This is a genomic window from Pedobacter terrestris (genome assembly GCF_052343045.1).
Taxonomy (GTDB): domain Bacteria; phylum Bacteroidota; class Bacteroidia; order Sphingobacteriales; family Sphingobacteriaceae; genus Pedobacter.
On record NZ_CP180264.1, the window covers coordinates 826,074 to 852,715 of the forward strand.

21 protein-coding genes are annotated in these 26,642 nt (G+C 38.6%); 15 read left to right on the forward strand and 6 right to left on the reverse strand.

Annotated elements, in window-relative coordinates; all coding sequences use genetic code 11:
- Positions 1 to 1,794: 1,794 nt before the first annotated feature.
- Entirely contained in the window at positions 1,795 to 3,744 is a 1,950-nt protein-coding gene (locus ACJVDH_RS03580; RefSeq protein WP_443946204.1) for an amino acid permease, read from the reverse strand.
- Between the two features lie 281 nt (positions 3,745 to 4,025).
- Here ACJVDH_RS03580 and ACJVDH_RS03585 point away from each other — a divergent pair, with 281 nt between their 5' ends.
- Positions 4,026 to 5,246, forward strand: coding sequence for an MFS transporter (locus tag ACJVDH_RS03585; RefSeq protein ID WP_443946205.1), 1,221 nt, complete (start codon positions 4,026 to 4,028; stop codon positions 5,244 to 5,246).
- A 4-nt stretch (positions 5,247 to 5,250) separates the two neighbouring features.
- On the opposite strand, the gene ACJVDH_RS03590 is transcribed toward ACJVDH_RS03585, so the two are convergent.
- The 4 genes from ACJVDH_RS03590 to yihA form a co-directional block, all read right to left on the reverse strand.
- Complete coding sequence (locus ACJVDH_RS03590) at positions 5,251 to 7,662, reverse strand: TonB-dependent receptor domain-containing protein (RefSeq protein ID WP_443946206.1); 2,412 nt, start codon at positions 7,660 to 7,662, stop codon at positions 5,251 to 5,253.
- Positions 7,663 to 7,837: 175 nt separating this feature from the next.
- Positions 7,838 to 9,544, reverse strand: a complete 1,707-nt coding sequence (locus tag ACJVDH_RS03595) for a M3 family oligoendopeptidase (RefSeq protein ID WP_443946207.1) — start codon at positions 9,542 to 9,544, stop codon at positions 7,838 to 7,840.
- Between the two features lie 64 nt (positions 9,545 to 9,608).
- On the reverse strand, positions 9,609 to 10,466 hold the full coding sequence (locus ACJVDH_RS03600; protein WP_443946208.1) for a UbiA-like polyprenyltransferase: 858 nt from the start codon (positions 10,464 to 10,466) through the stop codon (positions 9,609 to 9,611).
- Positions 10,467 to 10,494: 28 nt separating this feature from the next.
- A complete protein-coding gene (gene yihA / locus ACJVDH_RS03605; protein WP_443946209.1) occupies positions 10,495 to 11,121 on the reverse strand; it encodes a ribosome biogenesis GTP-binding protein YihA/YsxC in 627 nt (208 codons plus the stop codon).
- A 166-nt stretch (positions 11,122 to 11,287) separates the two neighbouring features.
- On the opposite strand from yihA, the gene ubiE reads away from it, so the two are divergent.
- The 14 genes from ubiE to ACJVDH_RS03675 all read left to right on the forward strand — a co-directional run bounded on the left by ubiE (position 11,288) and on the right by ACJVDH_RS03675 (position 25,520).
- Positions 11,288 to 12,019 (forward strand): bifunctional demethylmenaquinone methyltransferase/2-methoxy-6-polyprenyl-1,4-benzoquinol methylase UbiE, encoded by a 732-nt coding sequence (gene ubiE, locus ACJVDH_RS03610; RefSeq protein WP_443946210.1) that lies wholly within the window; start codon positions 11,288 to 11,290, stop codon positions 12,017 to 12,019.
- The gene (porT, locus tag ACJVDH_RS03615; protein ID WP_443946211.1) at positions 12,016 to 12,786 is read left to right on the forward strand and encodes a type IX secretion/gliding motility protein PorT/SprT; all 771 of its coding nucleotides are present in this window, start codon (positions 12,016 to 12,018) and stop codon (positions 12,784 to 12,786) included. The genes ubiE and porT overlap by 4 nt, the downstream gene beginning before the upstream one ends.
- Before the next feature lie 83 nt (positions 12,787 to 12,869).
- The gene (locus ACJVDH_RS03620) at positions 12,870 to 13,628 is read left to right on the forward strand and encodes an SDR family NAD(P)-dependent oxidoreductase (RefSeq protein WP_443946212.1); all 759 of its coding nucleotides are present in this window, start codon (positions 12,870 to 12,872) and stop codon (positions 13,626 to 13,628) included.
- Between the two features lie 106 nt (positions 13,629 to 13,734).
- On the forward strand, positions 13,735 to 14,181 hold the full coding sequence (locus tag ACJVDH_RS03625; protein ID WP_443946213.1) for a GatB/YqeY domain-containing protein: 447 nt from the start codon (positions 13,735 to 13,737) through the stop codon (positions 14,179 to 14,181).
- 169 nt (positions 14,182 to 14,350) lie between these two features.
- Positions 14,351 to 15,115 carry an alpha/beta fold hydrolase gene (locus ACJVDH_RS03630; RefSeq protein WP_443946214.1) on the forward strand — a complete coding sequence of 255 codons (765 nt, stop codon included), beginning with the start codon at positions 14,351 to 14,353 and terminating at the stop codon, positions 15,113 to 15,115.
- Positions 15,115 to 15,777 (forward strand): CBS domain-containing protein, encoded by a 663-nt coding sequence (locus ACJVDH_RS03635; RefSeq protein WP_443946215.1) that lies wholly within the window; start codon positions 15,115 to 15,117, stop codon positions 15,775 to 15,777. Before ACJVDH_RS03630 ends, ACJVDH_RS03635 begins: the two co-directional genes overlap by 1 nt.
- A gap of 9 nt (positions 15,778 to 15,786) precedes the next feature.
- Positions 15,787 to 16,668: an NAD kinase gene (locus ACJVDH_RS03640; protein WP_443946216.1), complete on the forward strand. Its 882-nt coding sequence runs from the start codon at positions 15,787 to 15,789 to the stop codon at positions 16,666 to 16,668.
- A 2-nt stretch (positions 16,669 to 16,670) separates the two neighbouring features.
- Complete coding sequence (gene porG, locus ACJVDH_RS03645; protein WP_443946217.1) at positions 16,671 to 17,468, forward strand: type IX secretion system protein PorG; 798 nt, start codon at positions 16,671 to 16,673, stop codon at positions 17,466 to 17,468.
- Positions 17,469 to 17,487: 19 nt separating this feature from the next.
- Positions 17,488 to 18,228, forward strand: coding sequence for an isoprenyl transferase (locus ACJVDH_RS03650; RefSeq protein WP_443946218.1), 741 nt, complete (start codon positions 17,488 to 17,490; stop codon positions 18,226 to 18,228).
- Positions 18,229 to 18,379: 151 nt separating this feature from the next.
- Positions 18,380 to 20,926: an outer membrane protein assembly factor BamA gene (gene bamA, locus ACJVDH_RS03655; protein WP_443946219.1), complete on the forward strand. Its 2,547-nt coding sequence runs from the start codon at positions 18,380 to 18,382 to the stop codon at positions 20,924 to 20,926.
- Positions 20,927 to 21,022: 96 nt separating this feature from the next.
- Positions 21,023 to 21,553 carry an OmpH family outer membrane protein gene (locus ACJVDH_RS03660; protein WP_443946220.1) on the forward strand — a complete coding sequence of 177 codons (531 nt, stop codon included), beginning with the start codon at positions 21,023 to 21,025 and terminating at the stop codon, positions 21,551 to 21,553.
- A gap of 57 nt (positions 21,554 to 21,610) precedes the next feature.
- Complete coding sequence (locus ACJVDH_RS03665) at positions 21,611 to 22,195, forward strand: OmpH family outer membrane protein (RefSeq protein ID WP_443946221.1); 585 nt, start codon at positions 21,611 to 21,613, stop codon at positions 22,193 to 22,195.
- A 127-nt stretch (positions 22,196 to 22,322) separates the two neighbouring features.
- Complete coding sequence (gene murI, locus ACJVDH_RS03670) at positions 22,323 to 23,144, forward strand: glutamate racemase (RefSeq protein ID WP_443946222.1); 822 nt, start codon at positions 22,323 to 22,325, stop codon at positions 23,142 to 23,144.
- Positions 23,145 to 23,618: 474 nt separating this feature from the next.
- Entirely contained in the window at positions 23,619 to 25,520 is a 1,902-nt protein-coding gene (locus tag ACJVDH_RS03675; RefSeq protein ID WP_443946223.1) for an amidophosphoribosyltransferase, read from the forward strand.
- Between the two features lie 393 nt (positions 25,521 to 25,913).
- On the opposite strand, the gene ACJVDH_RS03680 is transcribed toward ACJVDH_RS03675, so the two are convergent.
- Positions 25,914 to 26,540: a LysE family translocator gene (locus ACJVDH_RS03680; protein ID WP_443946224.1), complete on the reverse strand. Its 627-nt coding sequence runs from the start codon at positions 26,538 to 26,540 to the stop codon at positions 25,914 to 25,916.
- Between the last annotated feature and the right edge of the window lie 102 nt (positions 26,541 to 26,642).

Sequence of the window (26,642 nt, forward strand, 5' to 3'; positions counted from 1 at the left end):
TAGGTAAGTATGTGCTGGTGGGTGGGAACACCAACCAGTAGGAAACCTCTATCGGTTGGTATCTTTATCAACCGAAATCTGGTATAGGTAAGTATGTGCTGGTCGGTGGAGACACCAACCAGTAGGAAACCTCTATCGGTTGGTGTCCTCACCGACCGAATCTGGTATAGGTAAGTATGTGCTGGTGGGTGGGAACACGTACCAATAGGAAACCTCTATCGGTTGGTGTCTTCACCGACCGAGATCTGGTATAGGTAAGTATGTGCTGGTGGGTGGGAACACCTACCAGTAGGAAACCTCTATCGGTTGGTGTCTTCACCGACCGAGATCTGGTATAGGTAAGTATATGCTGGTCGGTGAGGACACCAACCAGTAGGACACCTCTATCTGTTGGTGTCTTCACCGACCGAAATCTGGCATAAGTAAGTATGTGCTGGTCGGTGGGGACACCAACCAGTAGGAAACCTCTATCTGTTGGTGTCTTCACCGACCGAAATCTGGCATAGGTAAGTATATGCTGGTCGGTGAGGACACCAATCAGTAGGAAACCTCTATCGGTTGGTGTCTTCACCGACCGAATCTGGTATAGGTAAGTATGTGCTGGTGGGTGGGAACACCTACCAGTAGGAAACCTCTATCGGTTGGTATCTTCATCAACCGAAATCTGGTATAGGTAAGTATGTGCTGGTCGGTGGAGACACCAACCAGTAGGAAACCTCTATCGGTTGGTGTCCTCACCGACCGAATCTGGTATAGGTAAGTATGTGCTGGTCGGTGAGGACACCAACCAGTAGAAAAAGTATGTGCTTGTCGTTGGGGACACCAACCAGTAGGAAACCTCTATCGGTTGGTGTCCACAGCTACCGAATCTGGTGTAGGTAAGTATGTGCTGGTCGTTGGGGACACCTACCAGTAGGAAACCTCTATCTGTTGGTGTCTTCATCAATCGAAATCTGGTATAGGTAAGTATGTGCTGGTCGTTGGGGACACCTACCAGTAGGAAACCTCTATCTGTTGGTGTCTTCATCAATCGAAATCTGGTATAGGTAAGTATGTGCTGGTCGGTGGGGACACCAACCAGTAGGAAACCTCTATCGGTTGGTTCCTTCACCGACCGAAATCTGGTATAGGTAAGTATGTGCTGGTCGGTGGGGACACCTACCAGTAGGAAACCTCTATCTGTTGGTGTCTTCATCAATCGAAATCTGGTATAGGTAAGTATGTGCTGGTCGGTGGGGACACCTACCAGTAGGAAACCTCTATCTGTTGGTGTCTTCATCAACCGAAATCTGGTATAGGTAAGTATGTGCTGGTCGGTGGGGACACCTACCAGTAGGAAACCTCTATCTGTTGGTGTCTTCATCAATCGAAATCTGGTATAGGTAAGTATGTGCTGGTCGGTGGGGACACCAACCAGTAGGAAACCTCTATCGGTTGGTGTCTTCACCGACCGAAATCTGGTATAGGTAAGTATGTGCTCGTCGGTGGGGACACCTACCAGTAGGAAACCTCTATCTGTTGGTGTCTTCATCAATCGAAATCTGGTATAGGTAAGTATGTGCTGGTCGGTGGGGACACCAACCAGTAGGAAACCTCTATCGGTTGGTGTCTTCACCGACCGAAATCTGGTATAGGTAAGTATGTGCTCGTCGGTGGGGACACCAATCAGTAGGAAACCTCTATCGATTGGTGTCTTCACCGACCGAAATCAGGTTTAGGTAAGTATGTGCTGGTCGGTAGGGACACCAACCATTAGAGAATGAACTCCAGTAGGATTGTGTTGACAAGTATTTTTTAAATCTCGGCATTGGCCAGTTTACTGTTCTTGTAACCGTAGGCAAAATAAACAACTAAGCCGATTACCAACCAAATTCCGAAGCCAATCCAATTTGATATGCCAAGTTCGCACATCATATATAAGCAGCTAATCAATCCCAAAACCGGGATGATAGAGAGATTTTTTGTTATACAGTAATAGCAGATTACCACACAGATAATCAGGAATATCCACATCGGAATTTTATGTTTAAAAAGACTCCAGCCACTTTCGTATTTTTTTTCAATGGAAACTCTGGATGATGCGATAAACTGTTCATATCGATCGCCGGGTAGCGCACTTAGATAAGATTCAGCATCTACTTTATCTGTGAGGTTTAATTGTGGCGCCGCATGTTTAATGATTTCTTCTTTAACAATTTTTAGTTCATCACCATTTAAAGAAGTAACAAAGCTCACTGTCTGAATGGTTTTTGGTGTGTTTAGGAAAAATGCACTCGTTTCTTTTCCATATTGAGTAAAAGCAAAAACAAGTGCTGCTATAAAGCCAATAGGAACTATAAACTTACTGTTTAAGTAAGGGATTTTAAATTTGCCACGTTGTACATCCGGTCGGTTTTGCAACACTAAAACGCCTGCACAAACCAAAACAAAAGCAAATAAGGTACCTATGGAACATAAATCTGTAACAATGGTCAGATTCATAAATAACGATGGAACCGCCACTACAAAACCCACAACAATTGTTGCGAAAGAAGGCGTCTTATATTTTGGGTGTATTTTGGAGAAAGATTTCGGTAACAAACCATCACGACTCATACTCATCCAGATTCTGGGTTGCCCCATCTGGAAAACCAGTAAAACGCTAGCCATCGCAAATACAGCACTAACAGCAATAATGCCGCTCATCAGTTTTAAATCAATTTGATCAAAAACAAAAGCTAAAGGATCGCCCACCGCTAACGTATCAGACTTTACAATTCCGGTTAAAACAAGTGCAATTGCCACATACAAAATGGTGCAAATAATGATTGCCCACATCATTCCGCGTGGTAAATCGCGTTGTGGATTGCGGCACTCTTCTGCAGTTGTAGAAATGGCATCGAAGCCGATGTATGCAAAAAACACTGCAGAAACACCTTTTAAGACGCCAGAAATTCCGTTAGGTGCAAAGGGATTCCAGTTTTTGGTATCCACATAAAAAACTCCGACAGCTAAAACCAATAAAATTACCGCAAGTTTCACCACAACCATAGCATTGCTCGCGTTTCGACTTTCTTTCATACCGCGGTAAATTAGCCAGGTAATTAAGATGATAATACCCAAAGCCGGAATATCTGCAACAAAGTGGAAACCGCCTAAAGTTGGTGCAGTTAACCATGCATTATTAGCAATAGCTGTTGCAGCATCTAAATCTGCTAGTTTCTTACCTGCTGCAAGCAAAGCCTGTGCATGCTCATGACCATTGTACGCACTTAGATAATCCATCGTCATCCAATCTGGAATATGGATACCGTTAATGCCTAAAAAAGGAATTTTTATTGTGGTGAGTAAGCCTGTAAAATAATCAGACCAGGAAATGGCTACGGTAATATTTCCAATTGAATATTCCATAATGAGCGACCAGCCAATAATCCAGGCAATTAATTCCCCAAAGGCCACATAGGAATAGGTGTAAGCACTACCAGAAACAGGTACCATAGAGGCAAATTCTGCATATGCAAAGGCAGCGAAACTACAAGCAACAGCGGTGAAGATAAAAAGAAAAATTACCGCCGGACCTCCGTCTGCACTGGCCTTACCAATGGTACTGAAAATCCCAGCGCCAATAATCGCTGCTATTCCAAAAGCGGTGAGATCTCTGACGCCTAATGTTTTGTGTAGAGAACTTTCATGGTCGCCATATCCCTTTGCTGCATCCTGTAATATCTTAGAAATGGACTTCTTTCTGAATAGCTTTTCGAACATTTGTTTGCTTGTTGTATTCTTCAAACTTAAAAAAATATCAGTTAAAAACGTTTAAAGCAATATATTAATTTCATTAAAGCCAATTTTAAACCGAAAAACGCTACAAAAATAAAGCATTTATCGGTAAAGCGTCAAAAATCAGAAATGTTTGCTCAACATAATCCTTTATTTGATTCTAATAATTTTATCTCTGTGCAATGGTGTACTTTTACGCCATTCTTACAGCGAATCATACTGAAATGATTTGTTAGGATGTTTGATTTGAATATAAACACAAAATAATGAACGTTATTCGTCCGCAGATAAATTATTTAAAACCCGAAAATCAACAGATTGCAACATGGTTAGCATTTGCATTATTACCGCTTTCTGGGTTTGCTACAGATGTTTACATCCCATCACTGCCAAGCATGGCAAGTGAACTTCAGGTTTCTAATGTTCAGGTTCAGTTAACGCTGAGCATTTTCCTCATCAGTTATGGCGTTTCTCAATTGTTTATTGGCAGTTTATTAGACAGCTTTGGGCGATATAAAATCAGTTTTTATTCCATATTGATTTTTGCAGCAGCAAGTGTGGTTATTGCTACAACGCATAATATTTATCTAATTTATTTGATGCGCGTGATTCACGGTGTAACTGTAGGTGCAATTATTGTGGCAAAACGAGCCTTTTTTGTTGATGTTTACCAAGGTGACCAACTAAAGCATTACCTGAGCTTATTTTCCATCATTTGGTCTACAGGGCCAATTGTGGCGCCATTCGTTGGCGGATATTTGCAAAGCCTTTTTGGCTGGGAGTCCAATTTTTATTTTCTGGCAGGCTTTGCCGTTGTATTTGCATTTCTGGAATACTTTTTCAGCGGAGAGAGCCTGAAACATTTTACTGATTTTCAGCTGAAAAAAATCGGCATAATTTATTTAGATATGATTAAGACGCCAAGTTTTACTTTGGGAATTGTAATGCTTGGTTTGGCGTATTGTATGGTAATGGTATACAATATGACAGGACCGTTTATTATTGAACACCATTTACACATGTCGCCGGTAATTGCCGGATACAGCTCATTGGTGTTGGGATTTGCCTGGATGGTGGGTGGATTTATCGGTAAAGCAACCATTAATCGGCCATTTTTTAAACGCTTAACCATTAACGCAGTTACACAATTGGGTTTTGTTGTACTGATGATTTTGAGTTTAAGCTTAATTAGTAACCTTTACTCAATGATTTTCTTCGCTTTTATCATCCATGTTTGCGCAGGTTTTACGTTCAATAATTACTTCACATTTTGTTTAAGTAAATTCCCGAACAATGCAGGTATCGCAGGAGGATTAACGGGTGGAATTACTTATGTGATTGTTTCTTTTTTGAGTTACATCATTGTAAATGTTGTGCCAGCCAAAGACGAAGCGAATTTGAGTTATAGTTATTTGATTATGATTGTGTTATCACTCTTGATCATGGGGGTTATTTTAAGAATCAGAAAACGAGAAACAGTAGTCTAACTAATTATTGCCGCACTCTCGATTCTGCATCTGTGGCGCCGGTTGTACGTGTTCTGCTTGCTTTAACTGTTGTGCTTCCCAAGTTGTAATTGAGGGTAAGCCTAAATACCCGGGTTTCTAATTTCTGATTCAGATTATAATTCAGGTTGTTAAGGGCACTGCTAATTCTTGCTTTGCGCGTGTCTAAAACATCAGTCAGCGCCAATTTTAAAGTCAGCTTTTTCGATAAAAAAGTTTTTTTGATTCCGAGATCCATTCCATAATATGGTTTGATGGCATAAGTACCGTAAATCTGATCAGACTGGTAATCACCAGATAATTCAATATCTGTTGACGCATTAAGGGCGATAACTTGCGTACTATTGAATTGGAAATTCAACTTTCCTCTGTTGTAAGGGAACCCGCCGAGGTCTGCGGCATTCACCTTATTGTATGTTGAAATGAGGGAATAGTCCATCGACCAGAATTTTCCGATAGAAACAGGGTAGGAAAGTGTTAATGAATAAGCGTTTTGAAAATTAAGATTTTGAATCGTCTGGTATAATGCATTGCTTTTTACGTCTTCTAAAAAAACATCCATAATTAAATTATTGGTTCTGCTGTAGCTAAAACTGGCATTAAACTTTTTTTTGTATTGATAAGACAGATCGAAGTTATGGCTGTATTCTGGGTTGAGAAAAGGGTTTCCCTGTACAAAGGTGTACAAATCAACAAAATATAAAAATGGATTTAAAGATTTGTAATCGGGTCTGTTGATTCTGCGGCTGTAGGAAAAACTGAGATCATGATTATACGATAGGACCTGACTTACAGAAATATTGGGGAATAGATTCCAATATCCTTGTTTTACCACGCGGTTATCGGTAATGGAATTGCCGGTAGAATTGGTTTGCTTGAGTCTTAAACCAAGCTCAATATTTGTTGCGCCAGGATGATACTTGAATATTCCGTACGCGGCGTTTATGTTTTCGGTATATACAAACTGGTTGCTTCGTGTTAGATCATTTAACCATTCGCTGCCGACAGCATTTTCGAAAATAAAATTATTATCTGAACGCACCCAACTGCTTTTTAAACCGAAATCCAAACTTCCTTTTTGAGAAAATGGTAGAGTATAATCGGCTTTTGCCGTCCAAATTTTAATGTTTGTCGGCGTAGTATTTCGGAAGTTTTGCATCCGGTAAGTATTTCCTGAAACATCTGCAAAGTTATTGTTGTAAACGATATTTTCCTCACTGCGGTAGCGTACGAAGTCTAAATCAAAAGTAAATTCCTGTCCTGAAGTATCAATTGCTGATTTATAATTGAGGTTGTAGGATTGATTTCTGTACAGGCTTGTAGTTGGATTATCCGCAAAAACCGTAGAATCGATCGTATTAAATGTGGAGCCAATATCTGTACGGCCGTTAGAAATGTCATGACCACTATTTGAATAGCCTGAAGTTAAAAAACCTAAAGTGTTTTTTGGATTGAATAAAAAGTCTAATCCAACTTTATAATTGTAATTATGAACGGTTCTGGTTTGTGCATTTTCCTGCTGAAAGTATGTTGATGATGAGGCACCTTCCGAAATGCGGCTAACGCTTAAGTTCTCATCTTGCTTTGTATAATTATTGGAAAGCTGCCCATATATATTCAACTTATCCGTTCGGTGATTTAATGAAATTCCGAAATCACTTTTCGCGTTCTTGCCGTAACCATAACTCGCTTCGAGTGTTCCGTTTGTGCCGGAGTTCTCATTCTTTTTAAGTTTGATGTTAATGAGACCTGCAGTGCCTTCGGCGTCAAACCTCGCAGATGGATTGCTGCTAAGTTCGATCAGTTTAATTTCACTACTGTTTAGCGACTTTAATCTTTTTGAAAGTTGTTCTGCAGATAGATAGGTAGATTTTCCATCAATAAGTACTTGTACGCCAGATTTTCCATTTACATTAATTGAGCCGTTTTGGGCAATCGTAACACCTGGCATTTTAGCCAGCAGATCAAAAGCCGAATTGCCGGCCGCAATTGCGCTGTTTTCTATATTCATCGTTATTTTTCCACCACTTCGCTCAATAAAGGGTTTCTTTGTGGAGATCTGCACGCTCCTGAGTTGATTGATTTCTTCCAGAAGAATAAACGTGATTCTGTTCTCGCTTAGCTCCAGATTTTTGCGTACTTTCTGATATCCCAAAGCACTAATTTCAATGAGAATAGATTTATAAGGAATCGAACTAAATTCAAACCTGCCGATACTGTCTGTACGCGTTTGATTAATGAAAGAAGAATCCGAGGCGCCGATGATTTTAATTGTGGCACTTAAGGGCATTCCGTTTTCATTATTGACTAATCCGAGTAAACGATTGTAAGACTGGCTGTATCCAGGCTGAAGATAAAAGATAGAAAAACAAGATAACAGAGCAGATAGATTTTTCATTTCAGTAGTAAGAGTCTTGAGCGGTTATAGATAAAACCCTTTCACTAAACTACTGAAAACCAAATAGTGCATATCTTTTTTAACTTAGTTTAACATCGGGCGATAAAAAATCAGTGCACAAAAAATGGCTGCAAATTTTCATTTGCAGCCATTTTTAATTTGGTGTGGTATTCGTTTAGTTTAACTTTTCCAATTCATCTTTTACAAAACTCGCGAGCTCTTTCACATATTCTTCGCTAAAATCAAATTTGATTCCGGCGGTTTCATAGATTTTGTCCATTGGTTGCGTATATCCTAAAGATAATGCTGCCAGGTATTGCTCTAGCGCTTTTTTAGGATTTTCTTTATAATTTTTCCAAACGGCAATGGCACCCAATTGTGCAATTGCATATTCGATGTAATAAAAAGGAACTTCAAAAAGGTGAAGTTGTTTTTGCCATACATTTCCAAATTCATGATCAAGTTCTTCCCAATTGGCAAAACCTGCTCCAAACCTGTTGTAAATCTGTTTAAAAGTTTCCTCACGATCTGCAGCTGTATGCTCCGGATTGGTATAAATCCAATGTTGAAACTGATCAATTACAGCCACCCAGGGTAAAGTTTTAAGTACATCGGCAAGCTGTTCTTTTTTTGCACGTTTAAGTTCTTCAGCATCACTAAAATAAACGTCCCAGTTGTCCATAGAAATTAATTCCATACTCATAGAAGCCAATTCTGCAACTTCAGAAGGGCAGTGTTTGAAATCATTTAATTCCAGGTTGGCCGTTAAAAATGTATGAATGGCATGTCCACCTTCGTGTACCATTGTAGTCAAATCACGTAAAGAATTTGCCGAATTCATGAAAATAAAAGGTGCACCAGTTTCTGCAAGCGGATAATTGTAACCGCCCGGTGCTTTGCCCTTACGGCTTTCTACATCGAATAGGTTATTCTCTTTCATCGTTGCAAGTTTTTCGCCCAACGCAGGATCAATCGCATTAAAGCAGGCAATACTTTTATCAATAAGTTCTGCTCCGTTATTGAAAGGTTTTAAAGCAGCTTTTCCACTAACACTTACTTCAAGATCCCAGGGTTTTAATACTTCAAGCTGTAATGCTTCACGTCTTTTTTCAGCCTGTTCTTTTAAGATCGGAACAATTTCTTTTTCTATCGCATTGGCAAAATCATAACAGTCTTGCGGCGAATAATCAAAACGGCCCAAAGCCTGAAACATGTAATCTCGGTAATTCTCGAAACCTGCATTTAATGCAACCTGATTTCTGAGTTTTATCAACTCATCGAACAAGATATTCAAATCGTCTTTATCGACCAAACGGCGTTGCTGAATGGTTTTCCAGGCATTTTCACGTACTTCCCGATTCAGGTCTTTTACAAAAATCGAAGCTTGTTCAAGCGTGTATTCCTGCCCGTTAAGGGTTACGCTCATTGCGCCGGTTATACCCTGATATTTTTGTTGTTTTACCTGTAGCTGAGTAAACAATTCAATGTTTTCATCCCGGTAAATTTCCAGCGCTTTTTTAATCGCTCTGCTGTATACGAAGTATTTTTCTTTATCCAGATCATCCATAAATGGACTGGCAACAAATTTTTCGTTCAACGCGTTAGATAAGGGCGAAATTTTAGGCTCAATTTCTGTTGCGAAATACTGGAAATTTTCTACCAGTTTTTCATTTGCCGTATCGCAACTCATTTTAATGTATCGCCATGCGAAATCTTCTTCCAGCGCAGCTTCAAGCTCAGAACGGTCTTTTAACCAACGCTCTAAATCATCTTTACTGTTGATTTCTCTATTCTGAAGTTCTGCAAATAACGGAGATAAACTTTCCCAGGTTATCGTCAAATCTGCTGGGATAAATGTTCTTGGTTTCTTATTTAGAATCATGTTTTGTTATTGAGGAAATTAATGTTTCTTTGAATCAATTTTTGAACATTCAAAAATCAATCCTTTATTTATGTCTAAGGTAAGCGTCAATTAAAAAACACAAGGCGAAGACCACAGATGCATAACCGTTTAAGGTTTGGAACGCTCTGTTTACTCTGCTGATGTCATTGGGTTTTACCAATAAATGTTGATAAATCAACATGGTACAGAAAAACACAATACCTACGTAATATACCCAGCTAAAAGATGTAAAAAAGACCGGTAGAATTACACAGAGTGCCGATAATAGGTGCAATAAAACAGAAACATTTAATGCATTTTTTATGCCAAGGGCAGATGGGATAGAATGAAGTTTTTCTTCGCGATCAAAATCCTCATCTTGTAGTGCATAAATAATATCGAAACCGCTAACCCAAAACAACACGGTAAAAGAGTACAATACAGGAACAAGCGCAAATTGCCCGGTTACGGCAATATAAGCACCAATCGGCGCAAGCGATAAACCCAAACCTAAAACCAAATGGCAAAGTGCCGTAAACCTTTTTGTATAACTGTAAAATAAAACCACAAAAAGCGCAACTGGCGATAAGTAAAAACACAGTGGATTGATAAAATACGTTGTTGTGGCAAAAAGAAGGCAATTGATAATCACAAAAGTTAATGCTTCTTTAGCCGAAACTTTGCCCGCAGGGATATCGCGCATTTTCGTTCGAGGGTTTTTGGCATCAATATTTCGATCCAGATAACGGTTAAACGCCATAGCTGAATTTCTGGCGAAAACCATACACAACAAAACCAATATAAGTTTATACCACGAAAATGGGTTATCTGTAGTAGTTACACCCAGGAAAAATCCAATCATAGCGAAAGGAAGTGCAAAAACCGAATGCGCAAATAATACGAGTGAAAAGTATTTTTTCATTTTATGAACTAATGTCTGTAGCTGTTTTTTAACTGAATTTTTTGTAATCGGCAGGACGAACAAAATCTTTATTTACTTCGTGGATGAATTGCAGTACTTCATCTTTTCCAACTGCTTTTTCTGCCGAACTGATAAACGTAGCCGGAATTTCTTCAAACCACTGACCTAATTTTTTCTTAAAGGCAGCGACATTTTTCTGCGTAGTTGTCATGCCCTGTTTATCTGCTTTAGTGAAAATTAATGAAAATGGAATTTGCTTTTCGCCAAGCCAGTAACAAAATTCTAAATCAATTTGCTGCGGTTCAAGTCGGCTATCAATCAGCACAAAAACACATTGTAAACTTTCTCTTTTGGTGATATAAGCCCGAATAAATTTTTCCCATTTCTCTCTGCTTGTTTTAGAAACTTTAGCATAACCGTAGCCAGGCAAATCGACAATATACCAGCTTTCATTGATTAAGAAGTGATTGATCAGTTGAGTTTTACCTGGCCTTTGAGATGTTTTAGCCAAACCATGCTGATTAACCAACATGTTAATTAGAGAAGATTTACCCACATTAGAACGTCCGATAAATGCATATTCGGGCATTAATGGTTCGGGCAAAGCCGATACTTGGGTGTTGCTGCAAACAAATGTTGCCGTTTTGATAACCATGTTGCAAAGGTAGGGTTTTGAGTCCGAAGTCGGAAGTCGGAAGACGGAAGTCCAGATTGTTGGTCTTTTATCGTTTTAATTTTTGACAATGGACTGAATACTTTGCGCCAAGTCTTCCGACTTCCGAGTAAAGACCTCCGACTTTTTATCTATCTTTGCCCATATCATGAATCAGAATATCACTCCATATCAGGTTGCAGATGCAACAAAGAAAGAACAGGTTGCAAATATGTTCAATAATATTTCGGGCACATATGATTTTTTAAATCATTTTCTTTCATTGGGTATTGACGTCATCTGGCGTAAAATGGCAATTAAAGAGTTGGTTTCTATTCATCCCAGAATCTTATTAGATGTAGCTACCGGAACCGGAGATTTTGCTTTTGAGGCCATTAAAAAACTGCATCCGGAGAAAGTAATTGGCGTAGATATCTCTGAAGGTATGTTAGATGTTGCCAAAAAGAAGATTAATGAGCGCAGTTTAAACGATGTTTTTTCGGTTCAGGTAGGCGATTCTGAAGGCTTGCATTTTGAGGAAAGTACGTTTGATGCCATTACTTGTGCATACGGCGTCCGGAATTTTGAAAATCTTGAAAAAGGATTATCAGATATGTACCGTGTGCTAAAACCCGGAGGCAAAATGGTAATTCTTGAATTTTCTAAACCTCGAAAATTCCCGGTTAAACAATTGTATAACTTCTATTTCAAGCATATTCTTCCATCATTTGGGAAATTATTTTCCAAAGACAACCGCGCATATACGTATTTGCCAGAATCTGTTGCGGCCTTTCCAGACGGAAAAGATTTTACTGTGCTGATGGAAAAAATCGGTTTCAAAAGTACCAAACATAGAATTCTTACGTTTGGAATTAGTTCGATATACACCGGCACCAAATGATAAAAAAATTAAGCCTCACACTTGTATTATCTGTCATTTTTACTGTATCTGCCTTTTCCCAAAATTGGGGTGGCGGTGTAGACGATGAAGATTGGACTTGGGGCTTTAATTTTCAATACATCTCTGCAGAGTATAAAATTCTAAAGAACACCAATTGGCGCGATGTTTTTTATGATCCTGTAGATGGTACGCAAGTTACTCCGAAACTGAATGCAATTTCCAGCGTTCCGTCTCAGGGTTTTGGACTTGGTTTTGTAATGAACAGAAGACTTAGCGATAATTTTGATATCCGGGCAACGCCGTCATTAATTTTTAGCGATAGGGTAGTGCGTTATGATTATGAAACGCTTCCATCTATAACTCTACCCAACGGACAAACCAAAAGTTATCAAACTTCTATAGATAAAAAAGTTCAGGCAACCATGTTTGAATTTCCCTTAGGCATTAAAATTAAATCTAACCGTTTGAATAATTTTAGAGCATACTGGCTTGGCGGCGCAAAATATTCAATGGATATTGCCTCCAAAAAGAAGACTTTTGATGAAGGTGAAACCGCTATAAATAAGCTGCTTAAAAATGACCGGAAGTATTTTTCTTATGAAACCGGAATTGGTTTCGACTTCTATTTCGAATACTTTAAAATGTCGCCGGAAATCAAATTGTCGTACTCCACAAGTGATCTTTTGCAGCATGACAATACAGCCTATGCAAATCCAATCGATCAGTTAAAACTGCGTCAGCTCACTTTCAGTTTAATTTTTCAATAACCGCCAAGCGCAAAAAAAACTTACCTTTGTTTTGGATGGCGCAGATCAACTGAAGCATCATTCCGAACCCAAAATTCATAAAAATGTCTAAAATTGCATTGATTACTGGCGCAACTTCAGGTATTGGAGAGGCCTGTGCACATATATTTGCCCAACAAGGCTATCAATTGGTACTGTTGGCCAGAAGAGCAGATCGCTTAGCAAAGCTTGCACACCATCTTGAAGATAAATACGCCATCAGTATTCAGCAGGTAATTGCTGATGTACGCGAAAAACAAACCTTGAATGAAGCGCTTGAAGCCTTACCAGATACCTGGAAAAAGGTAGATGTATTGATTAATAATGCAGGTTTAAGTCAGGGTTTAGATCCAATCGATCAGGGAAATACAGACGATTGGGACACTATGATTGATACCAATGTGAAAGGCTTACTGTACGTAACCAAAATTGTTTCCAACTGGATGATTCCTCATCAATCGGGCCATATTGTAAATATCGGTTCTATTGCCGGAAAAGAAGTTTACCCGAATGGGAATGTATATTGTGCAAGTAAACATGCTGTTGATGCATTAAATAAAGGAATGCGCATAGATTTGTTGCCGCACGGCATCAAAGTAACGGCCATTAATCCGGGAATGGTTGAAACCGAATTTTCGGTTGTACGTTTCAAAGGCGATGAAGATAAAGCCAAAAAAGTATACGATGGTTTAGAACCCCTTATCGCTGATGACATTGCCGACGCAATTTGGTATGTTGTTAGCCGGCCAAAACACGTAAACATAAACGATATGCTGATTATGCCAAGTGCACAAGCTACAGCGACAATTGTAAAAAGAAATTAATTCATTAGTAATTTGTTCATTAGACATTAGTTCAGAAGGCAACATTATTAGTCGGCAATTGAACTAATAAACTATTGAACAAATGAACCATTTAACAAACTGAAGAATGATATCAACAACAATAGATCAGGAAATAAAAAAAGCCATGTTGGCTAAAAACGATGCTCAGCTTCGCGGATTGCGCGCAATTAAAGCTGCGATATTATTGGCGAAAACTGAAAAAGGTGCGAGCGAAGAACTTACAGAAGAAGGTGAATTGAAAATCCTTCAGAAGTTAATTAAACAACGCCGAGAATCTGCAGACATTTACAAGCAACAAAATCGCGAAGATTTGTTTCAGGTAGAGCAAGAAGAAATTGATGTAATTAATCAGTTTTTACCTAAACAACTGGATCGCGAGGAAGTTACCTCAATAATTGAAGATGTGATCAAACAATCTGGTGCAACTTCGGTTAAAGATATGGGCAAGGTTATGGGCTTGGCGAACAAAGCATTAGCCGGAAAAGCCGATGGGAAATTAATCGCTGAACTGGTAAAGGAAAAATTGGCGTAGATCTATTTTTAATCAACTGGATTTGAAATTTTTATTCCAAAATATGGCTTTAAATGATCCAAACACTGTTTTTATACCGTTTCGCATTTTATTTCATAAAAATGGCATATAAATGCAGAAATTTAATTTTACTCTACTAACTTAGTAGCAGAATACCACCTTAGAACATATGAATTACCAGATAACTGAAGAAGAAGGATTTAAATACATAGAAGCTGGAAAAGGCGAAACGCTGGTATTGCTGCATGGCCTTATGGGTGAATTGAGTAACTGGGAGCCTGTTTTAGACGAGTTTAAAGATCGTTATCACGTTGTGGTACCCATTTTACCAATATATGAATTGCCAATTTTAACCTTAGGCGTTAAAGCATTATCCAGATATATTCATCGCTTTTTAAAATTTAAAGCCTTAAATCAGGTTGTGCTTGTTGGCAACTCATTAGGCGGGCACGTGGGTTTGGTATTTACAGTAGCGCATCAGGAATTTGTGAAAGCGCTGGTACTTACCGGAAGTTCTGGTTTATACGAAAATGCTTTCGGTGGTTCTTTTCCGCGCCGCGAAAGTTACGATTACATAAAAGAAAAAGTAGAGTTTACGTTTTATGACCCTGCAACAGCCACTAAAGAACTGGTTGATGATGTTTTTGCTACGGTTAACGATCGTTCAAAAGTAATTCGTATTCTTACTATGGCAAAATCTGCAATTCGGCATAACATGGCCAAAGACTTATCCAAAATTACCATCCCGGTATCATTGATCTGGGGTAAAAATGATAAGGTTACGCCGCCAGAAGTTGCAGAAGAATTTCATGAATTGCTACCCAATTCAGAACTCAATTGGGTAGACCAGTGCGGGCATGCACCAATGATGGAGCATCCCGAATTGTTTAATAGTTTGTTGCAGAAATTTTTAGATCGGATTTTATTAAAATAATGTTTGCACAAGAAATCATATCATATGGCATAACCGAACTGAAGCCCGATGATACGGTGCAGAAAGCTTTAGACCGCTTGAATGAATACAAGCTAAAGCATATGCCCGTAGTAAGCGACGCTGCGCTTTTAGGTATGGTAAATGAAGATGAACTTCTTAATATCCGCGATCATAATGTTTTAATTAAAAATATTGCTTCTGGCCTTTTAAATGTTTTCATTCTGAGTGACGCACATACGTATGATGTGATCAAAATCATGGATCATTTAAAATTAACGGCCCTCCCAGTATTGGATCAAAACAGGAAATATCTGGGCATTATTTCTACCAACGAGATTATGCATGCTGTTGCAGAACAGTATGCAGTGCATGAACCGGGAGGAATCATCGTTTTGGAAATTAGCAACAGAGACAATTCACTCGCACATATTGCACAGGTAGTAGAAGCCGATAATGCCCAAATCCTTTCTTCGTATGTAAATTCATTCGAAGATTCTACACGCCTTGAAGTTACCCTGAAAATCAATAAAACCGAAATTAGTGCACTGGTTGCATCTTTTGAACGGTATAACTATGAAGTTAAAGAAGTATACAACAACACTCAGGTTGATAGTGGGTCTCAAGACCGGTACGATTCTTTAATGAACTATCTTAATGTTTAAACTGCAGTAATGAGAATTGCAATTTACGGACGCGATTTTAACGATACGGTTTTGCCTCATGTGCAGGAAGTATTTAACCATTTGAGCAATCTGAATATCCAACCGGTTGTGTATTCAAAATTTAAAAACTCTTTAGGTGGAAAAATCAGACTTCCAGAAAATACGCTCGTTTTTCACAACCATAAAGAACTTACTAAACAGGCAGATGTATTGCTGAGTTTGGGTGGCGATGGTACACTTCTGGATACACTTTCGCTCATTAGAAATTCTGGCATTCCGGTTATTGGAATCAATTTTGGACGTTTGGGCTTTTTGGCGAGTATCAATAAGACCGCTATAGAATCAGCATTGAAAGCCCTGGTAAATGGAGAGTACTCTCTCGACTCAAGATCTTTACTTACTCTGGAATCTGAAAATGGATTGTTTGGGGAAGAAAATTTTGCCCTGAATGACATTACTATTCATAGAAGAGATAACTCGGCTATGATGATTATTCATGCATCTATGAATAATGAGTTTATCAACTCTTATTGGGCAGATGGTTTAATTATTGCCACACCAACAGGTTCTACAGCATATTCTTTAAGTTGCGGTGGCCCTATAATTTATCCCGATTCGCAGAATTTTGTAATTACGCCAATTGCACCACATAACTTAAATGTAAGACCGGTAATCGTCCCGGATCAATACTCGCTATCGTTCGAGGTAGAAGCCCGCGAATCTAAATTTCTGGTTTCTTGCGATAGCAGAACCGTTACTGTAGAACGATCGGTAAAAATTACCATCAAAAAAGCAGATTTTTGTGTAAATCTGATCCGCCTTAACAATGAAACGTATTTAAACACGTTAAGGAATAAATTATTATGGGGGATAGATACCCGTAATTACTAAATATGGCGCCCAACAAGCTTCTCCTAATTTTGTTTACCATAATCATGTCTACTGCTTATGCACGTGCACAAGAAGCCACATGGGAATTGGGTTTATCCGGAGGGGCGGCAGGGTATATGGGCGATCTGAATCAAAATAACCCTTTGTCTATCAGTGGCATTTCTGCAGGGTTGTATGCAAAACGCAATTTCAATCAATATTTAGGACTGAGAGTTAACTATACCTACGGACGAATCCAGGCCAAAGATTCACAATCAAGTAACGCGCAATTTGTAGAACGGAATTTAGCATTTAAAACTTCTCTCAATGAATTTAGTGCTTTGCTGGATTTGAACCTGTTTGATTTTAAACTTGGCGGTGGAAACCGGTTCTTAAGTCCTTATCTTTTCGCAGGTGCCGGATTATTGGTTTTTAAACCCACATTTACCTGGGATGGAGAAACGTACCGCTTAGACCGGATGGCTACAGAAGGGCAGGAAAGCGGATATAAAAATGCTGTTTTAACCATTCCTTATGGAATTGGAATCCGGTATAACTATAAAGATACCTGGTGTGTTTTTACCGAAATTGGGTACCGAACACCGATGACAGATTATCTGGATGATGTAAGCGGAAAGTACCCGGATGTACCTGTAGTGATTGGAAACCAACAAAATCCTTATAATTTATCAGATCCTTCACTCAACAAAATAGGTGTCGCCGGCACACAAAGAGGAGATTTTAGAAAAAGGGATACTTATCTATTTGTTAGTGTTGGCATATCTTTTACCTTTGTAACCTCAAAATGCTACTCTTTTTAAGCTGATTTTGAAATAATTAATGGGATTTAAAGAATTGATAGATATAAGTCGTTTGCCAAAACACGTTGCTGTTATCATGGATGGTAACGGTCGTTGGGCAAAAGGACAAGGTAAAGTGCGTGTTTTTGGGCATGAGCAAGGCGTACTTTCAGTGAAAGACATTGTTGAAGGCTGCGTAGATATTGGTATCGAATATTTGACTTTATACGCGTTTTCAACGGAAAACTGGAATAGGCCGAAAGAAGAAGTAGATGCGTTGATGCAAATATTGATTTCTACAATAAACCAGGAAACAGCCACATTAAACAAAAATAAGATTAAGCTTAACGCTATTGGAGATATTGCCTCTTTGCCGCAACAATGCATTTCGGATCTGAATGAGGCAATGGAAAAAACGGCACATAACGATAAATGTACGTTAACGCTGGCATTAAGCTATAGTGCAAAATGGGAAATTGTTGAGGCCGCACGTAAAATCGCGCAAAGTGTAAAAGATGGCGAACTGCAAATTTCTGATATTGATGAACACCTTTTTTCATCCAAATTAACCACCGTAAATATTCCTGATCCGGAGTTGATGATCCGCACCAGTGGAGAGCATAGAATAAGCAATTATCTGCTTTGGCAAATGGCCTATACAGAGTTTTATTTTACCGATGTGCTTTGGCCGGATTTTAGACAGGAAGATCTTTTTGAGGCAATTGTAGACTACCAAAAACGTGAGCGCCGCTTTGGTAAAATTAGTGAGCAATTAAACTAATTTTTCTTTTAACACTTTTTAACAAGCCTTTAAACTAACTTAGCACCACTTTATAAGATAGATAAACCAGAATTAGAAAACCAAACTACGGTACAAAATTTACGCGCTGTTATGCTTTTAATCTCTGGTTATTACTGAACAAATTATTTTAATGAAAAGAATATTTCAAGTTTTAATCCTACTAGTTTTTACTACTCCGGCCTTTGCCCAGATTCTTCGCCCTCAGCAGGGCCAACCGCAGGCAACACCATCTTTAAAAGTTGGAGGTTTAGATCTCGATTATTTTAGTCCAAGAGAATATATCATTGGTGGTACAACGGTTTCCGGAACCCAGTATCTGGATAAAGAGGCATTGGTTACGGTATCAAAATTAATTAAGGGAGATAAGATTACGCTACCTGGCGATGTAACTTCTGATGCGATTAAAGCATTGTGGGGGCAAGGCTTGTTTGATGATGTAAAGCTTAACATCACCAAATTTGTACAAGACTCAGTTTTCTTTGAAATTGAAGTAGTAGAACGTCCGCGTTTAAGTGGAATTGAACTTAAAGGGATCGGTAAATCTCAGCGAACTTCAATTATGGAAAAGCTTACCGATAAGAAAGGAATTGTAAACGAAAACCTGTACAATACAACTTCTGCGGTAATCCGCAAATTTATGCTGGATAAAGGATATTTCTTTACCAAAATTGATTACACTACCCGTAAAGATGCAAACGAGGAAAATACAGTGGTGTTGGTGGTGAACATAGACCGGGGGAACCGGGTAAAAGTACAGCACATTGATTTTACAGGAAACAAAGATTTTAAAGCGAAAAAACTGAGAAAGTTTTTGAAAAGCCCAAAACAATTTGCCTGGTGGCGTTTGTGGGGTTCAGGAAAATTCTCTAAAGAAAAATACGAAGAAAATAAAGTAAAGATGGTAGCCAAAATGCATGAAAAAGGTTACCGCGATGCTGAAATTATTAAAGATTCAGTTTATCAGCACAACGATAAAAAAGTAAACATTAAAATTGATCTTTTTGAAGGTAAAAAATATTACTTCGGTAATATTACATGGGCAGGTAATGCCATCTATCCGGATAGTGTTCTGAGTAAAGTACTGACTATTGAAAAAGGTGATATTTTTAGTGAAGAGCGCTTAGGTAAAAAATTAAATGGTGGTGGCGAAAACGGTGGAGACATCAACAGCTTATACACCGATAATGGATACCTGACCTTTAACATTGATCCCGTTCAAACCCGCATTTATGGCGATACAGTTGATGTAGAGTTGAGAATGTATGAAGGTCCGCAATACACCAACAACAGAATCACCCTGGTTGGAAATACGATTACCAATGATAAAGTTGTAATGCGCGAAATCCGTACTAAACCAGGACAGAAGTTTAGTAAAAGTGATTTGATCCGTACCATCAGAGAGATTGGTCAATTGGGTAATTTTGACGAATCTAAAACTGTTCCTACACCTCGCCCTAATGCGGCAGACGGAACGGTAGATATTGAATACAGAGTAGAAGAAAAACCTTCCGACCAGGTAGAGTTATCTGGTGGTTTTGGCGGTGGCCGTATTATCGGTACATTAGGTTTGACTTTTAACAACTTCTCGCTTCGTAATTTATTTAATCTGAAAGCATACAAACCGCTTCCGAAAGGCGACGGACAAAGATTGAGTTTGCGTGGACAAACCAATGGTAAATATTATCAGTCTTACAGCTTCTCTTTCTCGCAACCTTGGTTTGGTGGAGAGAAACCGGTAAGTTTTGGAGTAAGTGCATTTACATCGTTGCAAACAAACGGTTATGATGCAAGCAGTGCATCTTATCAGAAAATTCGTTTGAATGGTGTAACCGTTAGTTTGGGTAGAAGATTGAACTGGCCAGATAACTATTTCCAGTTAACACATGCCATCAACTTACAACAATATATTCTAAACAATTACACAGGTTATTTATTTAGTTCTGGTACATCTTATAACTTAAATCTTTCACAGGAGTTAAGCCGGGATTCGAGAGATTCACCGATTTATCCTAAATCAGGTTCATTCATTCGTTTCACCATTCAGGCTACGCCTCCTTTCTCTTTGTTGAACAAAACGAACTATGCAACAGCATCTGATAAACAGAAATACAAATTCACGGAATACCATAAATGGAAATTTGATTCTCAGTTTTACCAACGTGTAGCAGGTAATCTGGTTATTAAAGCACAGGCTCAATTTGGTTTCTTAGGTATCTACAATAGTGCCGTTGGTCAATCTGCTTTTGAGCGTTTCAAACTTGGTGGTGATGGTATGCAGGGATATGATTATTTGCAAGGGTCAGAATTGATCGCTATGCGTGGTTATTCAAACAATACGGTTATCCCGGCAGGATCAAATGCAACTATTGCTCAAAACTCTGGTAGCCCGATTTATACTAAATATGTTTTAGAGGCTCGTTATCCGGTAATTTCCAGTCAGCAGGCAACAGCATTTGCACTTGTATTTGCTGAAGGTGGTAACACATGGAATAAATTCAGCGATTACAATCCATTCAACATTAGAAGATCTGTTGGTGTGGGCGCAAGAATTTACCTTCCGATATTTGGTTTACTGGGTATTGATTATGGTTATGGTTTTGATGCCATCCCAGGATTACCAGATGCGAATAAAGGACAGTTCCACTTCAGTATCGCACAACAATTAGGTGGATTTTAATTGATAAAGAGTAAAAAAATAATTAATTATGCAATAAAACAACCCAAGTAGAGTTTTAACAAAGCTTAGGTTAGCTATCATTAAATACACACTCAAATGAAAAAGTACATTTTTATCGCATTCTTACTTTGTTCAGGCTTTGGTGCATTTGCCCAGAAGTTTGCTTACATCGATACCGAATATATTCTGAAACAATTGCCAGAGTATAAATCGGCATTAAGCCAATTGGATGTTGCATCTAAACAATGGCAACAACAGGTTGATCAGAATTTTTCTGAAATTGACCGCATGTATAAAGCTTATCAGGCAGATCAGGTTTTATTAACTGACGATATGCGCAAACGCCGCGAAAACGATATTATCGAAAAAGAAAAACAAGCAAAAGAATTTCAGCGTCAGAAATTTGGCCCTGATGGAGAACTTTTCCAAAGCCGTAGCAGATTGTTGAAACCTATTCAGGATAAAGTTGCTGATGCCGTTAAACAGATTGCAAAAGCAAAATATCTGGATTTCATTTTCGATAAAAGCAGCGAAGCAACAATGATGATCTACGCCAGCAGTAGTTACGACCTTAGTAATGACGTTATTGTAAAATTAGGTTATAAGCCTTCAAATGCAAATAATTAATTATATTCGGCCACGAAATTAAGAAAACACAATAAAAAAATAAAAGTAGAACAGAAGATGAGAAAGTTAATTAACGTATTCTTTGTAGCAGCGGGGTTATTGTTTACAGTGAATATGGCAAGTGCACAACAAAAAATCGGGCACATTAATTCTGAAGAAGTATTTGCAAACCTTCCTGAAGCCAAAACAGCTCAAGGTACTTTAGAGACTTTGCAAAAACAAAAACAAACTGAGATTGATGGCATGATCAAAGAATACCAAACTAAAATGTCGGCAGCTGAAGCAAAACAAAAAACGCTAAGTGAAGCCAACAAAGACCAGGTAGGTAAAGAATTGCAAGCTGCAGGTCTTGAATTACAAGATCTTGAAAAACGCATCAATGATGCACGTACTAAAGCATCTCAGGATATCGGTACTAAACAAGGCGAATTGTTCCAACCTATCCAAACTAAAGTTGCAACAGCAATTTCTGCTGTAGCTAAAGAAAAAGGGTTGGCTTATGTTTTTGATATCGCAAACGGACAAGGTGGAAATAACTTAGTTTTCTGGGATGGTGGAGATGATCTTACTGCAGCAGTAAAAACTAAATTGGGTATTTCTGCAACTGCCGCTAAACCAGCTGCAGCAGCACCTAAAAAATAATTCCGGAAAATTTTATATTTTTCCAGATTAATAAAAAAGCGAAGTTGAGTGTACTCAATTTCGCTTTTTGCTTTTACCCTGTTTTACTTTAAGCAGTTTGTTACCTTTACCATTCACAAAAAAAGATATGTCAAAAAATGCACCAATTGGTATTTTTGATTCGGGTTACGGAGGATTAACCGTTTTTAGGTCTATTGCCGATGTATTGCCTGAATACGATTATATTTATCTTGGCGATAATGCCAGATCGCCATATGGCGATCATTCTTTCGATACCATTTATAAATATACTTTGGAGTGCGTGGAATGGCTTTTTAGCAAAGGTTGTAATTTGGTCATATTGGCTTGCAATACTGCTTCTGCCAAAGCACTAAGAACCATTCAGCAGAAAGATTTGCCTGCAAAGTATCCGGATAAGCGTGTTTTAGGTGTTATAAGGCCAACTGCAGAGGTGATTGATCAATACACCCGCAGTAAAACGATAGGCATAATGGGTACGCGCGGAACCGTAAATTCACAATCTTACCTTCTTGAAATCCAAAAGTTTTTTCCTGAAATAAAGGTGTTCCAGCAGAGTTGCCCAATGTGGGTTCCATTAATCGAAAATAACCAGCACATGCAACGAGGCGCAGATTTTTTTATACAGGAATATTGTGATGCACTACTGTCTCAATCAACTGATATAGATTGTGTACTGCTCGCTTGCACGCACTATCCATTATTGTTGCCTAAATTGAAAACAATCTTCCCGGATTATATTGAAATACTTAGCCAGGGAGAAATTGTTGCGAGGAGTTTGCAGGACTATTTAAAACGTCATCCGGAAATTGAGCAGAACCTTGTCCGAAATGGTGCAAGATCATTTTATACCAGTGGAGAACCTGCTGCCTTCGATGCTCAGGCATCCATCTTTTTCGGCGAGAAGCTATGCGCTGAGAAGCTTGGGTAGTTCATCATTTATAATGAAATCAACCGAATACAAAAAAAGCGACTGCATAACCGTCGCTTTTTTTTTGATATGTATTTTTAGCCAAAGCTTAATCGATTCTGAGAAAAAGCGGTATTTATTCGGGTCATAATGTCAGAACACCGTCAAATGCCCGACTGAAACCCCTGCAAAAGGCGTATTAACTGTATATATACAGAAGTGAGGGCTATTTTATCCCAAGCCTATAAAATACTTTTCGAAAAAATGTGAAGAGCACGGTAAAGTACTGTTTTTTAATTGTTAATGCTCTCGGTTTAAGTTTGCGGACATCGATGTTATGGGAGATTGTAGGCGTAAGAATTGAATCTTATATGGTACCATTCGATATATGATCTTCTGTATCTGTCAAACAAACCTCATCAATTTAAAAAGAAAACATTTTTGTTTAGGTTGTGATAGGTTAAAAGGATAACTTTGCACCTTCAAATCCACACAATGAGTGATCAGATAAAACACGAATGCGGCATCGCGTTTATTCGACTGTTAAAACCACTTTCTTACTACCAGCAGAAATACGGTACTGCCCTTTACGGCCTAAACAAGTTATACCTTTTAATGGAAAAGCAACACAACCGCGGCCAGGATGGCGCAGGTATTGCAACCATTAAATTAGACATGAAACCTGGCAGCAGGTACATCAGCAGGTATCGAAGTATGGCATCAAATGCAGTTGCAGATATTTTTGAATATGTACAGAATAAGTTTGTCGATATTCAAGAGAATACGCCTGAACTAATGCAGGATACGGAATGGCTCAAAAACAACGTCAGCTTTATTGGCGAAGTTTTATTGGGCCATTTGCGTTATGGTACACACGGAAAAAACAGCATTGAGAATTGCCATCCTTTTTTACGTCAGAACAACTGGATGACCCGTAACCTGGTTATTGCCGGTAACTTCAACATGACCAATGTAGACGAGCTTTTAGAGCAGTTGTACGAATTGGGGCAACATCCGAAAGAAAAAGCAGATACCGTTACGGTTTTAGAGAAAATTGGACACTTTTTAGATGATGAAAATCAGGATTTGTTTGATAAATACAAAAAAGAAGGCCACGACAATGTTGCCATCACACATAAAATTTCCGATCATTTAGATATTGCAAACATCCTTCGCCGTTCGGCAAAAACTTGGGATGGAGGTTATTCTATTTGCGGAATGGTTGGAAACGGCGATTCTTTTATCATGAGAGATCCGGCAGGTATTCGTCCGGCATATTATTATTATGATGACGAGATTGTAGTTGCGGCTTCAGAGCGACCTGCTTTACAAACAGCCTTTAACATTCAGTTTAAAGACGTGAAGGAAATCGATCCTGGTCATGCTTTAATCATCAAGAAAAATGGTGAGGTAAGTATGGAGCAGTTCCGCGAGCCTACAGAAAGATTGTCTTGTTCATTTGAGCGCATTTATTTCTCTAAAGGGAGCGATGTAGAAATTTACCGCGAGCGTAAGCAATTGGGCCGATTGTTAAGCGATAAGATTCTGAAAACGGTTAACTATGACCTTAAAAATACAGTTTTCTCTTTTATTCCGAATACTGCAGAAGTTGCCTTTTTTGGGATGGTAGATGGTGTACAGCAATATGTGCGCAACCATCAGAAACAAACTTTATTGCACAATAAAGAACAGCTTAATGATGAGCAGTTAGATGAATTACTTTCACTGTCTCCGCGTGTAGAAAAGCTGGCGATAAAAGACGTCAAGCTCAGAACTTTTATTACGCAAGATGCAGATAGAGGTGAAATGGTTGCCCATGTGTATGATACCACGTACGGCATCATCAACAACCATAAAGATACCATTGTAGCCATTGATGATTCTATTGTTCGTGGTACAACTTTAAAACAAAGTATCATCAAAATCGTGGATCGTTTGCATCCTAAAAAAATCATTATTGTTTCTTCAGCTCCGCAAATCCGCTATCCGGATTGCTACGGAATTGACATGAGCAGAATGGGGCAGTTTGTTGCTTTTGATGCGGCCATACAATTGCTTACTGAGCGTGGCATGTGGCAGGTAATTGAAGATGTTTACGAAAAATGTCTGGCTTCTCTGGCTTTGCCAAAAGAAGAAATTATCAACCACGTGAAAGAGATTTATGCACCGTTTACGCCTGAAGAAATTTCGGCTAAAATTGCACAGATTATCACACCAAAAGGTACGGTTGCAGAAGTAGAAGTCATTTACCAAAGTTTAGAGAACTTGCATATCGCTTGTCCGAAAAATAAAGGGGATTGGTATTTTTCTGGTAAATATCCAACACCAGGCGGAAACAAAGTGGTTAACAAAGCTTTCATCAACTGGAAAGAAGGCAACAACCAAAGGGCTTATTAAGCTGTAGAAAATTTTACTATTGAAATTTCTCTCATCGCTATAGAAAACAGCTGTAACCTGAAGGTTATGGCTGTTTTTGTTAAAGGTTAAGATGTCTCGGGCTCAGTTCTGAAACTTCTAACTGAATCTTCGAAGGACGTTGACTTTGGAGGAGAAAATAGAATATTTAGAAGTTAGCGCTTGTTCTAGAAGCGCAAAAGCAGTTCAATTGACAAAGTTGGTTCCCTTTTTTCGCTATACGCTTCACATCGTCGTGCCTCCTCGCTGCAGGGTATCGCTTCAACCGGGGCTAGTTACTAAAAACTGTATTTTGCTTTAACGTTGTGGCACAGAAAAATGTGCTTTGCTAAAATTGGTTTTGTTGCTTTCCGCTTTTCGCCCCACGCTTTCCGCTTAAGCGTAAAATTTAAGGTAAGTTTTAACAATGAGCCATATCGCGAAGAAGATGATGACTACACCGGCAACTTTATTAAGCGTTTTTAGATTGTCTTCCTTTATTTTGTAGCGGAGTTTGCTGGAATAGAAACTTTTGGCACCGTCTATACTGAGTTGTGTGGCCATGGCAATTACAAAGCACACCAGTTTTTCATTCAGCATATTATTAAGTTTTACAGAAATAATTCCGCTTACAATAATCCAGAACATTAGCGTAGAAGGCGTGAGGATACACATTAAAAAACCTTTCAGTATATAATTGCTCCGGTTAATTTTTTTAAGCTTGTTGGTTTCGTAATGTATACTGATTTTGGATAGGAGATAGTAAATCCCGACAGCTAATAAAAAGGCGCCACCAATAGTGCCCACATATTTATCAAACTCTGACTTGTATTCGAAAAACTGACTTCCGAATAAAACGATACTGATCAGAATTACGTCACTTATAATTACACCAATGGCCAAAGAAAACCCGGCCATAAAGCCACGTTCTATACTGGTTTTGATCATTGCAAAAAATACCGGACCTGTTAAAAACGATGAAATAATCCCTGCCCCTATCCCTAATATAATGGCTTCAAACATGCATTGTATTGTTTAATGATATGCGAATATGCAATTTTAAACCTTAACATGGCACATTTATTTTTGTTGTTTGCATTAAGTAAAAGTTGCATCAAGTTCATT